Here is a 15,220-nt window from a genome sequence, read left to right on the forward strand (position 1 = left end):
CGCCGTCCAGGGTTCCGCCCCCGCACTCCCCTCCTGCGGACGCGCGCAGTGGCCCGCTATCGGGGCAGCACGACGACGTACGCCGCCGGCTCCCGGTCGGCCGCCGCCATGAGCGCCGTCCGCACGACCGTGGCCTGCTGCTCCGCCGCGTCGCGGAGCTTCTTCGGGGTGAGGTGGACGACGGTGATGCCGAGCCGTTCCAAGTGCTCCCGCTTGCGGGCGTACTCGGACCACTCGCCGAGCTCCCGGCTCCGCTCGACCAGCGAGGCGCCGGTGCCGTCCTCGCCCTGGCGCGGCGCCCGGGTGTCGAGTTCGACGGCGACGGCGTGCTCGGGCCAGTAGGCGTCGACGCCGCCGAGGTGCGGGCCGCCGGGCAGCCGCAGGTCGACGTTCCACAGCGGGTCGGGCAGCCCGTGCTCGCGGACCAGCGCGTACAGGCGGTCCTCCGCGATCGCCCGCCCCTCGGCGAGCAGTGAGTCCACGGCGTCCACGACGTGCGGCCGGGCCAGTAGCCGCGCGTTGTTCAACGCCTTCACCACGGCGGCCGGTTCGCAGTGCCCGCCGCGCACCGCCTCGGTCAGCAGCCGCCTGACCGCGCCCGCCTCGGCGAGCAGCGCGACCGCGTCGGCGAGCGCGCGCGGCACCGGGGCGACCGGAAGTCCGGTGATCTGCTGGGGAGTCGGCAGGGTGTGGCTGCGGACGAGGCGGGCGCAGCCGGTGGAGCGCAGGCGTCGGGTGCGGGGCACGAGGACGTCGATGCGGTCCAGGGAGAGCAGCGGGGGCGCGGAGGAGAAGCGGTGCAGCGCGAGCGCGGCAAGCCCGGTGATCATCGCGTCCGCGTACGCGGCGTGCTGTTCGCCCGGGCCCGGCTGCGCGGGGATGGTCCTGGCCTCCTTGGCGGGGGGCCGGCCGGCGTACAGGAGCACGCCGTGCAGCCGTTCCTCGCTGGTCGGCGGGCCCGGGTGGAGCAGGAAGACGCCGGGAAGCAGCTGCTGCCAGGGGCCGCCGGGCCGGCAGTGTGCGGTGGTGGTGGCGCTGGAGACGCCGTGTTCGCGCAGTTGGTCCGCGCTCATGACGCGGCGTTGGGAGGTGGTCAAGTGACACAGGGGGCGGGGAGAGAGTGGGGTGTTGTGGTTCATGCCGGGGCCATTCCCGCGCCCGACGGGACCGCTAACCGCTGTTACAGTCCCGTCGACATAACTGGACAACCCCGTCCTAAAGTACGGGCGTTCGAGGGCCGAAAATGGCTGGTTCGGGGTGCGCGCGGGCGCCCCGGGGGCGTGCGCGGTCATGCGATGCCCTCTTGTGGGCGGGGGACACCGTTGTCATACTCAGCCCGATGTTTGGCATGGACGCGACGTAAGCCGGGCAATCCCTGAGGCGCGCCCGCGCCGGACACCGGTAACTCCCGAGGACCGCACCCCACTTGATCGGTCCATCCCCCCATGGAGGTACTGAGTGAGCACCCAACGAGCGAGCAAGCGACGCCTGACCATCACCGGAGTCGGTGTCGCCGCGCTGGTCGCGGGCACCCTGACGATGGCGAACACCAGCGCCGCCACGCCCGCCCCGACCCCGGACACCCTCACCTCGTCGGCGGCGAGCAAGCTCGCGAACTCCCTGTCCGCCGACCTCAAGAGCGGCACCGCCGGCGCCTACTACGACGCCTCGGCGAAGAAGCTCGTCGTCAACGTCCTCGACAGCGCCACGGCCGGCCAGGTCCGCGAGGCCGGCGCCGAGCCCAGGCTCGTCGAGAACTCCCAGGACGAGCTCAAGGCCGCCCAGAAGTCCCTCGGCGAGCGCGCCGTCCCCGGCACCTCGCGCGGTGTGGACCCCCGCACCAACAAGGTCGTCGTCACCGCCGACAGCACCGTCAAGGGCGCCGCCCTCGGCCAGTTGAAGAAGGACGTCGCCGCGCAGGACGGCAAGGCCGTCCTCCAGCGGGCGCCCGGAAAGTTCAGCACGCTCATCCGCGGCGGCGACGCCATCTACTCCTCCAGCGGCCGCTGCTCGCTGGGCTTCAACGTCGTCAAGAACGGCCAGCCGTACTTCCTCACCGCGGGCCACTGCGCCGCCCTCGCCGGCCGCACCTGGTCGGAGACCCAGGGCGGCTCGGCCATCGGCACGGTCGAGGACTACGGCTTCCCCGGCCGTGACGACGCGATCGTGAAGTACACCGCCAACGTCGCGCACCCGAGCGAGGTCAACCTCTACAACGGCAGCGCCCAGCAGATCACCGGCGCCCGCACGGCCGTCGTCGGCGAGCAGGTCCAGCGCAGCGGCAGCACGACCCGACTGCACGGCGGCACCGTCCAGCGGCTCAACGTCTCCGTCACCTACCCGCAGGGCACCGTCAACGGCCTCATCCAGACCAACGTCTGCGCCGAGCCCGGCGACAGCGGCGGCGCGATGTTCGCCGGCAACAGCGCCCTCGGCCTGACCTCGGGCGGCAGCGGCAACTGCTCCAGTGGCGGCACCACGTTCTTCGCCCCGGTCACCGACGCCCTGTCCCGCTACGGGGCACAGATCGGCTGACGCACAGCCCGTCGCGGGTGCGCTCCCTCAAATCGCGGGTGCACTCCCTCAAACGCCGGGCGGGCATTGACGGCCCGCTCGGCGAAGTCTTAGCCCGTCCGGCGTTTGAGGACGAGCGCGCAGCGCGATGCTCTGAGATCAAGCACAGCGGCGCGACGCATTGAAGACCACCGCGCAGCGCGACGATCGGGGGCCCCGGGGGGCAGGCACCCCCGGGCCCACCTACCCCTCAAACGCGGCCCGCGGCCCCGTCGCAGTCCTGCGCCCGCAGGGACCGCGCCAGATCATCCCGGGCCTCCAGCACAAGCCGCCGCAGCGCAGGCGGCGCCTGCTCGTGCCCGGAGAGCCAGGTGTCCGCCGCGTCCAGCGTCTCCCGGCTGCCCTGGAGATGCGGGAACAGGCCCCGCACCACGTCCATGCCGATCTGGATGGACCGCTCGGCCCAGACCCGCTCGATCACCTCGAAGTACTTCGGTGCGTACGCAGCGGTCAGCTCGCGCTGCGAGGGCTGCTGGAAGCCCGCGATGGTCGCCTCCACCAGCGCGTTGGACAGCGCGTCCGACTCCACCACGGAGGCCCACGCCTGCGCCTTGACCGCCGCCGAGGGCCGCGCGGCCAGGCAGCGGACCTGGTGCCGCTTGCCGGACGCCGTGTCGTCGCGGGCCAGTTCGGCGGCCAGCGCCTGCTCGTCCGCCGCGCCGTGCACCGCGAGCGCGCCGCGGAACGCCCAGCGCAGCTCCTGGTCCACCTCAAGACCGTCGATCTTGGCCGTGCCGTCCAACAGCCCCTGGAGGAGCTGGAGATCGGCCGCCGAGGACGCCATGGAGGCGAAGAACCGCGCCCAGGTGAGCTGGTGCTGGCTGCCCGGCTCGGCCAGGCGCAGCTCCCGCAGGGCACCCTCGGCGAGCGCCCGGCCGCCCTCCTCGCGCCAGTCGGGCGCGGCGTAGTGCGTGCGGGCGGAGCTCGCCCAGGCGTGCAGCATCTGGAGCACGCCGATGTCGGACTCCTGGCCGGCGAAGCGCAGGACGAGGCCGATGAAGTCCCGCGCGGGCATGAGCGCGTCCCGCGTGAGGTTCCACAGCGCCGACCAGCACAGGGCGCGGGCCAACGGGTCCGTGATGTCCCCGAGGTGCTCGCGGAGCGTGGCCAGGGACGTCTCGTCGAAGCGGATCTTGCAGTACGTCAGGTCGTCGTCGTTGACCAGGACCAGCTCCGGCTCCTCGGCCCCGGCGAGCTCGGCGACCGTGGTCCGCGGGCCCTCGACGTCGACCTCCGCGCGGGCATACCGCACGAGGGCGCCGCCCGTCTCCCGGCGGTACAGACCCACCGCCACGCGGTGCGGGCGCAGTTCAGCGGTGCCCGTCGGCGGAGCCGACTGATGCACAGGGCCGGCGGCCTCCTGCACGACGGCCAGCTCCGTGACGCGGCCCTCCGCGTTCAGGATCACCTGCGGGGTGAGGGAGTTGACGCCCGCGGTCTGCAGCCACGCCCGCGACCAGGCCGTCATGTCCCGGCCGCTGGTCTCCTCCAGGACGGAGAGCAGGTCGCCGAGGCGGGTGTTGCCGTACGCGTGCCGCTTGAAGTAGCGCCGGGCGCCCTCCAGGAAGGCGTCCCGCCCGGCGTAGGCCACGAGCTGCTTGAGGACCGAGGCGCCCTTGGCGTACGTGATCCCGTCGAAGTTGAGCTTGGCGTCCTCCAGGTCGCGGATGTCGGCCGTGACGGGGTGGGTGGAGGGGAGCTGGTCGGCGCGGTAGGCCCAGGCCTTGCGGTTGTTGGCGAAGGTGATCCAGCCGCTGGTGAACCGCGTCGCCTCGACCATGGAGAAGGAGCCCATGAAGTCGGCGAAGGACTCCTTGAGCCACAGGTCGTCCCACCACCGCATGGTGACGAGGTCGCCGAACCACATGTGCGCCATCTCGTGCAGGATGACGTTGGCCCGCCGCTCGTACGACGCCTGGGTCACCTTGCCGCGGAAGATGAACTCCTCGCGGAACGTGACACAGCCGGGGTTCTCCATCGCGCCCAGGTTGTACTCCGGGACGAAGGCCTGGTCGTACTTCCCGAAGGGGTACGGGTAGTCGAAGTGGTCGTGGAAGAAGTCCAGGCCCTGTTTGGTGACGAGGAAGACGTCGTCCGCGTCGAAGTGCCTGGCCAGGCCCTTGCGGCACATCGCGCCGAGCGGGATCTCCAGGCGGGTGCCGTCCTCCAGGACGCGCTCGTAGGAATCGGTCACGTAGTGATAAGGGCCCGCGACGACCGCCGTGATGTACGTCGAGATCGGCTTGGTCTCGGCGAACTTCCAGACGCCGTCGGTCAGTTCGCCGACACCATTGCTCCACACCGTCCAGCCCTCCGGCGCCTGCGCGGAGAAGCGGAAGGGGGCCTTCAGGTCGGGCTGTTCGAAGTTGGCGAAGACGCGGCGGGAGTCCGCGGGCTCGTACTGCGTGTAGAGATAGACCTCGCCGTCCTCGGGGTCGACGAAGCGGTGCATGCCCTCGCCCGTGCGGCTGTAGGCGCACTGGGCGTCCACCACGAGCTCGTTCTCCTCGCGCAGGTCCTCGAGGGCGATGCGGGAGCCGTCGAAGACCTCGGAGGGGTCCAGGTCCTTGCCGTTCAGGGACACGGCCGTCACGCTCGGCGCGATCAGGTCGGCGAAGCTCGTGGCACCCGGCTCGGCGCAGCGGAAGCGGAGGGTCGTCACCGACCGGAACGTGCGCGGCGCCCCTTCGTCGCCGTCGCTGTCGCCCACTGCCGAGCGCAGGTCGAGGAAGACCTCGTACCCCTCGACGGACAACAGTGCGGCCCGCTCCTGGGCCTCGTCGCGGGACAGATTCTCACCGGGCACGGGCTGCACTCCCTTGTGGCTCGCGTATGGACCGCATGACTCGTCCATGGATCGCATGGCTCGTCCGAACGCCTCTGATCCTCGCACGCGGCCCGTTCGGCGGACATCCGGGAATGCCCCGGCACACCCCCGACGTTTCCCGGCCAGGTCACGAACGGATTCCCTAGGGAGAGACATGTCCAAGAACGCTGCGAGCGGCAAGACCCCGGTCGACTTCTGGTTCGACCCCCTGTGCCCCTGGGCGTGGATGACCTCGCGCTGGGTGCTCGAAGTCGAGAAGGTGCGCGACATCGAGGTCCGCTGGCACGTGATGAGCCTGGGCGTCCTGAACGAGGACAAACTGGACGAGCTGCCCGAGGAGTACCGCGAGAACATGCTCCCCGGTGGCAAGTCGTGGGGCCCCGTCCAAGTCGCCATCGCGGCCCAGGAGGAGCACGGCCCGGAGGTGCTCGGCGACCTCTACACGGCGATGGGCACCCGCATCCACAACCGCGGCGAGGGCGTCACGAAGGAAGCGGTCGCAGCCGCCCTGGACGAGGTCGGGCTGCCCGCCTCGCTCATGGACCACTGGGAGTCGACGAAGTACGACGCACAGCTGCGCGCGTCCCACAAGGAAGGCATCGACAAGGTCGGCCAGGAGGTCGGCACGCCCGTCATCGCCGTCCCCGGTGCTGACGGCGAACAGATCGCCTTCTTCGGCCCGGTCGTCACCCCCGCCCCCAAGGGCGAGGCCGCGGCCAAGCTCTGGGACGGCACGCTCCTCGTGGCGTCCACGCCGGGCTTCTACGAAATCAAGCGCACGCGCACCCAGGACCCCATTTTCGACTGAGAACCGAGACGCACCGCAGCCACTAATTGAGCAACCCAAGCGGCGAGCAACCACCTCCGCGAGAGCGGCGCCGGTTTAGGCGCAAAAAAAGGCCCCCGTGAGTCACGTCCTCACGGGGGCCTTTCCTTTATCCGCCTGCCCGCATGAAGGTTGAGAAGACGATCACGAGGCAGGACGTTTCACGCGGGCACAGGCCCGCGGGGGTCAGGGAGCCAGCAGCAGGCTGTTCACGCGCTGCTTCGCGGCCTCGTACCGCTTCGCCACGTCCTGCCAGTTCACGACCTGCCACATGGCCTCGATGAAGTCCACCTTCTGGTTCTTGTACTGCAGGTAGAAGGCGTGCTCCCAGGCGTCGAAGACCAGGATCGGGGTGGAGCCCTGGCCGACGTTGCCCTGGTGGTCGTAGACCTGCTCGACGATCAGGCGGTTGCTGAGCGGCTCGTAGGCGAGCACGCCCCAGCCCGAACCCTGCGTCGTCGCGGAGGCCTTGGTGAGCTGGGCCTTGAACTTGGCGAAGGAGCCGAAGGACTCGGTGATGGCGTCCGCGAGGTCACCCACGCCGTCGGCGGCCGTCGGCTCGCCGCCACCGCCGTCCTTCGGGCTGTTCATGTTGTGCCAGTAGATGCTGTGCAGGATGTGCCCGGAGAGGTGGAAGGCCAGGTTCTTCTCCAGGCCGTTGATGGCGCCCCACGACTCCTTGTCGCGGGCCTCCGCCAGCTGCTCCAGGGTGTCGTTCGCACCCTTCACGTACGCGGCGTGGTGCTTGTCATGGTGGAGCTCGATGATCTGCGGGTTGATCACCGGCTCCAGCGCCGCGTAGTCGTACGGGAGTTCAGGAAGCGTGTAAATGGCCATGAGTGAGCCCTCCGACGTGCTCTGCGTGCTGTGCCGCGCCGTGTCGCGCGGCGCCGCCTCGCACCTCTTATTGCGACCTATGTGCAAGTGCAGGCTAGCAGCAGGAGTACGGTGAAGTTGATCAGCCCTTCGTCCTAGGCCGACGGGCCCACGGCCTCGTCGCCGCGAACGGCCGAAGGCCCCGCTCCACAGGGGGGAGCGGGGCCTTCGGGTGCGCGCGGGAACGGGGGCCGTCAGGTGCGGTTCTCCACGGCCTTCTGCCGGGCGAAGCCGACCGCCATGAGGATCAGGGTCAGGCCGCCCGTGTAGTAGAGCTGCGTGCGGGTCTCGGACTCGCGGGCCATCAGGACGAACACCGTCGCCATCCCGGCGAGCGCCACATAGGTGAGCCAGGGGAAGAGCCACATCTTCACGACGAGCTTTTCCGGGGCCTCGCGCTCCATCTTGGTACGCAGCCTCAACTGCGCGGTCGCGATGAAGAACCACACGACGAGGATGATCGCGCCGATGGTGTTGAGCAGCCACTGGAAGATGTCGTCCGGCCGCCAGTAGCTGAGCAGGACGCACACGAAGCCGAAGGCCGACGAGGTGAGGACGGCGATGCGCGGCACGCCGCCGTAGAGCTGCCCGAGCGCCTTCGGGCCCATGCCGCGCGCCACCAGCGAGTTGGACATGCGGGACGCGCCGTAGATGTTGGCGTTCATCGCGGAGAGCAGGGCGATCAGGACGACCACGTTCATGATCTGGCCCGCGCCGTCGATGCCGAGGTGGTCGAGCGTGGCGACGTACGGACCCTTCGCCGCGACCTCCTCGGCCGTCCACGGCAGCAGCGTCACGACGACGGCCATCGAGCCGACGTAGAAGAGCGCGATCCGCCACATCGCCGTGCGCACGGCCTTGGCCACGCCCTGGACGGGGTGTTCGGACTCCGCCGCCGCGATGGTGACGGTCTCCAGGCCGCCGTACGCGAAGACGGAGGCGAGCAGTCCGACGATGAGGCCGTCCACGCCGTTGGGCATGAAGCCCCCGTGCCCGGTCAGGTTGGTCATGCCGGGCGCGTCGGTGTCGGGGAGCCAGCCCAGGATGGCGAGCACGCCGATGCCGAGGAAGAGAACGATCGCGCCGACCTTCAGGGCGGCGAACCAGAACTCGAACTCGCCGAAGTTCTTCACCGCCGCGAGGTTGGTGGCGCAGAACACCAGCATGAAGAGGGCGACCCAGGCCCACTCGGGCACACCCGGCACCCAGCCGTGCACGATCTTCGCGGCGCCGATGCCCTCCAGGCCGACGGCCACGCACAGCAGGAACCAGAACGACCAGCCGGCGGTGAACCCGGCCCACGGGCCCATGGCCCGCTCGGCGTGCACGGAGAAGGAGCCGGACGCCGGGTTGGCCGCGGCCATCTCGCCGAGCATGCGCATCACGAGCATGACCAGGGCGCCGGAGATCGCGTACGCCAGGATGATCGAGGGACCGGCCGCGGCGATGGCCGTCCCGGAGCCCACGAAGAGCCCGGCGCCGATCACACCGCCGAGGGCGATCATCGACAGATGGCGCTGCTTGAGACCGTGTCCGAGGGGAGAGTCGGCCTGGGGTGGTGCGTCCTGCAAGGACGTCCGAGACATGGGCGTGCCCTGTTCAGTAGCAGAGACGGGGAGCGAAGTGGGCCACAGTCTGAGCGTGCGTACCGCTCACAGGGAACAGGTGACCGGTATACGGACACGACGCTCACACATGGTGAAGATTCGTTCACATCGCGAACACAATTGTGTCGGAAGTGTGTGCGCACGTTGCGTGCGCAGAGGTGTAGCAGAGGTATATAGGGGTCATCAACGGCCGCGCACGCGCCGCTCCCGCCACTCCCGTGCCCACGCCACCGCGATCACCGCCGCCGTCGCGCCCGCCGACCACAGCAGCTGCGGCCGCGCCCCGTCGTCCCGCAGCATCAGCACGATCACCACGGCCATCGCCGCGAGCGTCGCCCACGTCAGCCAGGGGAAGAACCACATGCGCAGGGTCAGCTTCTGCGGCGCCTCGCGCTCGATGCGGCGCCGGAGCCGCAGCTGCGACACCGCGATCAGACCCCACACGAACAGCAGCGCCGCGCCCACCGAGTTGAGCATGTAGAGGAAGACGGACTCGGGCCACTTCAGATTCAGCAGTACGGACACGAAGCCGAAGGCCACCGAGGCGAGCACCGCACGCCGCGGCACCCCGCCGCCCGAAACCTTCAGCAGCCCCTTCGGCGCCTCGCCGCGCTCGGCGAGGGAGAAGATCATGCGCGAGGAGCCGTACAGGTTGGCGTTCAGGGACGACAGGAGCGCCACGAACACCACGATGTTCATGAGAGTCCCGGCCGACGGGACGCCGATCGAGTCGAGCACCGTCACATACGGACTGAAGCCTGCCTTCTGTGCCGTCCACGGCAGCACCGTCACGATGACGAGCATCGAACCGACGTAGAAGAAGAGGATGCGGTAGACGGCGCTGCGCACCGCGCGCGCCACCGAGCGCACCGGGTCGTCGGACTCGGCCGCCGCGATCGTCACGATCTCCAGGCCGCCGAAGGCGAAGAGCACCACGACCACCCCGGAGACGACGCCGTCCCAGCCGTACGGCAGGAAGCCGCCGTCGCCGGTGAGGTGCGTGAAGCCGACGGGATCGGTGTCGGGCAGCACTCCGAAGATGGCGAGCAGCCCCAGGACGAGGAAGAGGACGATCGCGAAGACCTTCAGGGCGGCGAACCAGAACTCGAACTCGCCGAAGTTCTTCACGGCCGCGAGGTTGGCGCCGGTGAAGAACACCATGAAGAGGAGCACCCACGCCCACTGCGGCACACCCGGAACCCACTCGTTGGCGATCCGGGCCGCGCCGGTCGCCTCCACGGCGAGCACGACGACGAGCAGGAACCAGTACAGCCACCCGACCGAGAACCCGGCCCACCGCCCGAGCGCCCGCTCGGCGTGCACGGAGAACGCGCCGGACGCCGGCATCGCGGCGGACATCTCGCCGAGCATCCGCATCACGCACATCGCGAGCGCGCCCGCGATCAGATAGGAGAGGACGATGCCGGGCCCCGCGACCTCGATCCCGGCGCCCGACCCCACGAACAGTCCGGCGCCGATGACACCGCCGAGGCCGAGCATGGTGAGGTGGCGCTGCTTGAGGCCGCCGCCGAGGGGTTCGGGCCCCGTGTCCGTCGCGGCGGGGGCGTCGACCGCCGTCGCACCCGTAGGGGGCACCGCCGACCGGGACGGTGAGGAGTCGTGCTTCACGTTCAGTCGGCTCTCGGTGCTCAGGGGCTACAGCGGGAATCCAGGCCCAGAGGTTGAGGCCGGACTCCACGCCCACAGGTTTAGCGGGAATCTACAGTCTCACCGGCAGGCACCCCGGGAGGCAACCGCGTATCCCGACCCCCCTGACCTCAGTGACGAGCGTCACGCCGAATCACGTGTGGCCCCGGCGCTTTGTGCGGAGCCCACCAACGCCGACCCACTCCCTTTGTCACCGGCACCCCCTGAAACGCCGTCGACCCCGGGGATAAGGTCACAACGGTCCCACCCACCTACCCCAGGCCGCCCAGAACCATGGAGTCCCGATGAGTACAGCCGCCATAACCCGTCCGGGCCAGGTCCTGGCCGACCTCCTGCCCGCCTCCCGCGTGAAGGACGCCACGCTCGTCCTCGGCGGCGCCGCGCTCACCGGCATCGCCGCGCAGATCGCCGTGCCGGTCCCCGGCTCCCCGGTCCCGGTCACCGGCCAGACCTTCGCGGCCCTGCTCGTCGGCACCTCGCTCGGCGCCTACCGCGGCGCGGCCTCGCTCGCGGTGTACGCGATCGTCGGCATGGCGGGCATGCCCTGGTTCGCCCAGGGCAAGGCGGGCATGGGCGCGCCGAGCCTCGGCTATGTCTTCGGCATGATGCTGGCCGCCCTGGTCGTGGGCGCCCTCGCCCGCCGCGGCGCGGACCGGAACGTGGCGCGGATGGCGGGCACGATGGTCCTCGGCTCCGCGATCATCTACGCCGTCGGCGTGCCGTACCTGGCCGCGGCCACCGGCATGTCCCTGACGGAGGCGGTCGCGGCCGGGCTCACGCCCTTCCTCATCGGCGACGCGCTCAAGGCGGCGCTCGCGATGGGCGCGCTGCCGCTGGCGTGGAAGCTCGTCAATGGCGCCGCCGACAAGCGCTGACGCGAAGCGCGCTCTGTACGTCCGTCAACGGACGTCGTAGTTCCGCCTGAAGAGGTTCGCCGGGTCGTACGTGGCCTTCAGCCCGGCGAGCCTCTTTCGCGTCTCGGCGTCGTACAGACCTTCCGTACGGTCGCCACTGCCGAAGGTGAAGTTCAGGGACCGTCCGACGGCGTGCCGCTCCACTCCGCTGAGCGCCTCCGCGTAGAACTCCCGCAGGGTCTCGCGGTCCGTGCCGTCCAGCGGCGACAGGATCCGCAGCAGCCAGCGCGCGTCCCGGTGCGGCACGGCGTTGGCGGCTGGCCGGGCGAGGGCGCCGCCCAGGTGGTTGAGCTGCACGACGTGCATGTGGTCGGCGGCGGGACCGGTGAGGGACAGAAGCCGTTCCATCCCTTCCGTCCCGGCGGTGTCGAGGCCGTCCAGCATGCGGCTCTCCCCGTAGTACGCGTGCGGGAAGTCGGGGTCGTTGTGGATGGTGTGGCTCTCGGTGTACGGCAGTTCGCGCAGGGAGTCCGAGGCGGCGGGCCCGATCGCGCGCAGCGGCGCCACGAGCCGCTCGCCCTCCTCCGCGCTGCCGGTGTACGCGACGCGCACGGTCACCTGATAGCTCCCGCGCAGGGCTTCCGGGAGCATCGGGAGGTCGGGGTAGACGAGCGCGGCGACGGAGGACGTCACCTCGTCCGGGACGGTCTCGGTCCAGGCCGTGTACGCGCGCAGGATCACCGCCGGGTCGACCTCGCGCCCGTCGAAGGTGAGCGCGCCCCCGTACAGCCGCGCCACGGGGATCAGGCCGATCTCGAGGGCCGTCACGACGCCGAGGTTCGCGCCGCCGCCGAGCAGCCCCCAGAACAGCTCCGGCTCGCTGTCGGCCGTCACGTGCCGCGGTGTGCCGTCCGCGGTCACCACGTCCAGGGACCGCACATGGTCGGCCGCGTACCCGAACTCCCGCGCCAGGACGCCGAGTCCGCCGCCCAGGGTGTACGACACGGCGCCCACGGAAGGCGCCGAGCCGTTCAGCGGCGCGAGCCCGTGCTCCGCCGCGGCCGCCACGACCTGCCCCCAGCGGACGCCCGCCCCGACCCGGACGGTGCGCGCCGCGGGGTCCACGACGACGTCGTCCATGCGGCGGGTGCTGATCAGTACGCCGCCCTGCGCGGCGTCCGGGAGGCCGTGCCCGGTGGCCTGCACGCCGACCGGCAGCCCGGCCTCGGCGGCGTACGCCACGGCCGCGACGACGTCGTCGGTGCCGGAGGCCGCGTAGATCACGTCGGGGCGCTGGGCGAACCCGGTCTGGAATCCGGCGAGTTCGTCGTCGTACCCGGCGTCGCCGGGGCGGAAGGTGAGCCGCTGGGGGGTGTGGGCGGTGTGGTTCACGGGTTGCCTCCGTCATGCGGTGCGCGGCGCGCGCGGGGTGAGCGGCGCCGCGGATCTTGTCCTTGCGGGGCCCACCCTGTCCTCATAACTTGACAGTTTCCGTCAGGTTTTTCCGGCGGCACACACGACGGCGGGGCGGCCCCGGACTCCCGGAACCACCCCGCCGTATGGGAGCGGGCCTCTGCCTCGCCCTCGGCTCAGGCCTCGAGCCGGGCCGCCTCCTCGGCGGTACGCGGCCGCACCTTCTCGCGCACCAGGGCGAAGCCCAGCACGAGGGCCGCCACGAGCAGCGAGAGGAGCATCTGCTTGCGCCCGGCGTCGTCGTACAGCATGTAGACGATCACGAACGAGATCATCCCGATGGTGACCCAGGTCAGGTACGGGAAGAGCCACATCTTCACGACCAGCTTCTCCGGCTGCTCGCGCAGGATGATGCCGCGCATCTTCAGCTGCGTGAAGCAGATGACGAGCCACACGAAGAGCGCGACGGCGCCGGAGGAGTTGAGCAGGAACTCGAAGACGGTGTCCGGCCACTGGTAGTTGAACCACACGGCGGCGAAGCCGAAGACGACCGAGCTGAGGATCGCGATGCGCGGCACGCCCGCGGCGGTGGTGCGCGCGAACGACTTCGGGGCGTCGCCGCGCTCGCCGAGCGAGAAGGCCATGCGCGAGGCCGTGTACAGGCCGGAGTTGAGACAGGACAGGACGGCCGTGAGGATGATGACGTCCATGACCGTGCCGGCGTGCGCTATGCCGATGGAGTTCAGCGCGGCGACGTAACTGCCGTCTTCGACGATCGACTTGTCGTTCCACGGAAGCAGCGTGACGACGACGAAGATCGAGCCGAGGTAGAAGACGCCGATGCGCCAGATCACGCTGTTCGTGGCCTTCGTCACGGCGCGCTGCGGGTCCTCCGACTCACCGGCGGCGAGCGTGACGATCTCCGAGCCCATGAAGGAGAAGACCACCATCAGCACACCGGTGAGGATGGCGCCCGCGCCGTTGGGCAGGAAGCCGCCCGCGTCCGTGAGGTGCGCGAAGCCGCTGCCCGGGTTGTCCGAGCCGGGCAGGATGCCGAAGACGGCGAGCAGGCCGAGGACGACGAACCCGCCGATCGCCACGACCTTGATGCCCGCGAACCAGAACTCGAACTCGCCGTAGCTGCCGACCGAGACGAGGTTGGTCGCGGTGAGCACCAGCATCACGATGAGTGCCCAGCCCCACTGCGGGACGCCCGGCATCCACCCGTTCAGGATGTCGGCACCCGCGGTCGCCTCGACGGCGAGCACCACGACCCAGAAGAACCAGTACAGCCAGCCGATGGTGAAGCCCGCCCAGCGCCCGAGAGCCTGGTCGGCGTAGGCGGAGAAGGAGCCGGAGGTCGGCCGCGCCACGGCCATCTCGCCGAGCATCCGCATCACGAGCACGACCATGGCGCCCACGAGCGCGTACGACACGAGGATCGCGGGGCCCGCGGCCTTGATGCCGGCGGAGGACCCGACGAACAGACCCGCTCCGATCACGCCACCGATGGCGATCATCGACAGGTGGCGGTTCTTCAGCCCGGCCTGCAGGCCGTCGCCACCGCCGTTCCCACCGCCCGGCTGCGAATTACCGGGTCCTTCGTGGGTGCTGTCTTCCTTCGCAAGGGACGGTTGCGAGGTCATAGGCAGATCCTTTGGTTCGCGGGGCACAAGCTTCCGCATTCAAACTCAGGGGCGTACGGGACGAAAGACCCGTCTCCGGATCGTTGTATTCAGCGGAATGGTGAGTGAACGCGTGCTTACGCTCGATCACCGGCCGGGCGATTGGCCTGCACCAATCGGTCCCCGGAGCCGGTGCCCGGCCGCCCCACAGCGGCTGCCCGCCCCCCTGCATGCCACACTTCGCTCCATGCGCGTGTACCTCGGCTCGGATCATGCCGGCTACGAACTGAAGAACCACCTCGTCGAATGGCTCACCGCCCACGGGCACGAGCCCGTCGACTGCGGGCCCCACATCTACGACGCCCAGGACGACTACCCGCCGTTCTGCCTGCGCGCCGCGGAGCGGACCGCCGCGGACCCCGAGGCCCTCGGCATCGTCATCGGCGGCTCCGGGAACGGGGAGCAGATCGCGGCGAACAAGGTGAAGGGTGTGCGGGCCGCTCTCGCGTGGAGTGAGCAGACCGCCGCGCTCGGGCGTGAGCACAATGACGCCAACGTGATCTCCATCGGGGGGCGGATGCACACCCAGGACGAGGCCACGAAGTTCGTCGAGATCTTCCTCGCCACTCCGTACTCGGGCGAGGCGCGGCACACGCGTCGCATCGAGATGCTCACGCGGTACGAGACCACCGGCGAGCTGCCGGCCATCCCGTCCCACCACCCGCAGCAGGGCTGAGTACTCCCCAACCCCGCCCCTTCCCGAAACCGGGGGCTCTGCCCCCGGACCCCCGCTCCTCAAACGCCGGAGGGGCTATATCCCCCACCCGCCCACCCTTCTAGCCCGTCCGGCGATTGAGGACGAGCCGCGAAGCGGCGATAAGAGGGGGTCCAGGGGGCGGAGCCCCCTGGTTACGGGAAGGGGCGGGATTGGGGAGACCCCGGCAGGGCCC

General features: G+C 70.3%; 11 protein-coding genes. 4 read left to right on the forward strand and 7 right to left on the reverse strand.

Features of this window, described 5'->3' with window-relative positions; genetic code table 11:
• Positions 1-56: 56 nt before the first annotated feature.
• Entirely contained in the window at positions 57-1,139 is a 1,083-nt protein-coding gene (locus tag AC0KTA_RS24850) for a hypothetical protein (protein ID WP_481050438.1), read from the reverse strand.
• Between the two features lie 319 nt (positions 1,140-1,458).
• Between AC0KTA_RS24850 and AC0KTA_RS24855 the strand changes: the two genes are divergently transcribed.
• Entirely contained in the window at positions 1,459-2,535 is a 1,077-nt protein-coding gene (locus AC0KTA_RS24855; protein ID WP_481050439.1) for a S1 family peptidase, read from the forward strand.
• A 229-nt stretch (positions 2,536-2,764) separates the two neighbouring features.
• Here the strand turns inward: AC0KTA_RS24855 and pepN are convergent, their stop codons facing one another.
• Positions 2,765-5,380 (reverse strand): aminopeptidase N, encoded by a 2,616-nt coding sequence (gene pepN, locus AC0KTA_RS24860; protein WP_481050440.1) that lies wholly within the window; start codon positions 5,378-5,380, stop codon positions 2,765-2,767.
• 175 nt (positions 5,381-5,555) lie between these two features.
• On the opposite strand from pepN, the gene AC0KTA_RS24865 reads away from it, so the two are divergent.
• Positions 5,556-6,209 (forward strand): mycothiol-dependent nitroreductase Rv2466c family protein, encoded by a 654-nt coding sequence (locus AC0KTA_RS24865; protein WP_481050441.1) that lies wholly within the window; start codon positions 5,556-5,558, stop codon positions 6,207-6,209.
• A gap of 204 nt (positions 6,210-6,413) precedes the next feature.
• Here AC0KTA_RS24865 and AC0KTA_RS24870 read toward each other — a convergent pair whose 3' ends face one another.
• The 3 genes from AC0KTA_RS24870 to AC0KTA_RS24880 all read right to left on the reverse strand — a co-directional run bounded on the left by AC0KTA_RS24870 (position 6,414) and on the right by AC0KTA_RS24880 (position 10,210).
• A complete protein-coding gene (locus AC0KTA_RS24870) occupies positions 6,414-7,064 on the reverse strand; it encodes a superoxide dismutase (protein WP_481050442.1) in 651 nt (216 codons plus the stop codon).
• A 233-nt stretch (positions 7,065-7,297) separates the two neighbouring features.
• Positions 7,298-8,689: an amino acid permease gene (locus tag AC0KTA_RS24875; RefSeq protein WP_481050443.1), complete on the reverse strand. Its 1,392-nt coding sequence runs from the start codon at positions 8,687-8,689 to the stop codon at positions 7,298-7,300.
• A 204-nt stretch (positions 8,690-8,893) separates the two neighbouring features.
• On the reverse strand, positions 8,894-10,210 hold the full coding sequence (locus tag AC0KTA_RS24880) for an amino acid permease (RefSeq protein WP_481056550.1): 1,317 nt from the start codon (positions 10,208-10,210) through the stop codon (positions 8,894-8,896).
• 452 nt (positions 10,211-10,662) lie between these two features.
• Between AC0KTA_RS24880 and AC0KTA_RS24885 the strand changes: the two genes are divergently transcribed.
• A complete protein-coding gene (locus tag AC0KTA_RS24885) occupies positions 10,663-11,253 on the forward strand; it encodes a biotin transporter BioY (RefSeq protein WP_481050444.1) in 591 nt (196 codons plus the stop codon).
• 24 nt (positions 11,254-11,277) lie between these two features.
• Here the strand turns inward: AC0KTA_RS24885 and AC0KTA_RS24890 are convergent, their stop codons facing one another.
• Positions 11,278-12,624, reverse strand: a complete 1,347-nt coding sequence (locus AC0KTA_RS24890; protein WP_481050445.1) for an FAD-binding oxidoreductase — start codon at positions 12,622-12,624, stop codon at positions 11,278-11,280.
• Positions 12,625-12,821: 197 nt separating this feature from the next.
• Entirely contained in the window at positions 12,822-14,291 is a 1,470-nt protein-coding gene (locus AC0KTA_RS24895; RefSeq protein ID WP_481050446.1) for an amino acid permease, read from the reverse strand.
• Between the two features lie 226 nt (positions 14,292-14,517).
• On the opposite strand from AC0KTA_RS24895, the gene AC0KTA_RS24900 reads away from it, so the two are divergent.
• Positions 14,518-15,006, forward strand: a complete 489-nt coding sequence (locus AC0KTA_RS24900) for a ribose-5-phosphate isomerase (RefSeq protein WP_481050447.1) — start codon at positions 14,518-14,520, stop codon at positions 15,004-15,006.
• Positions 15,007-15,220 lie beyond the last annotated feature (214 nt).

Source organism: Streptomyces sp. Y309 (assembly GCF_056712025.1).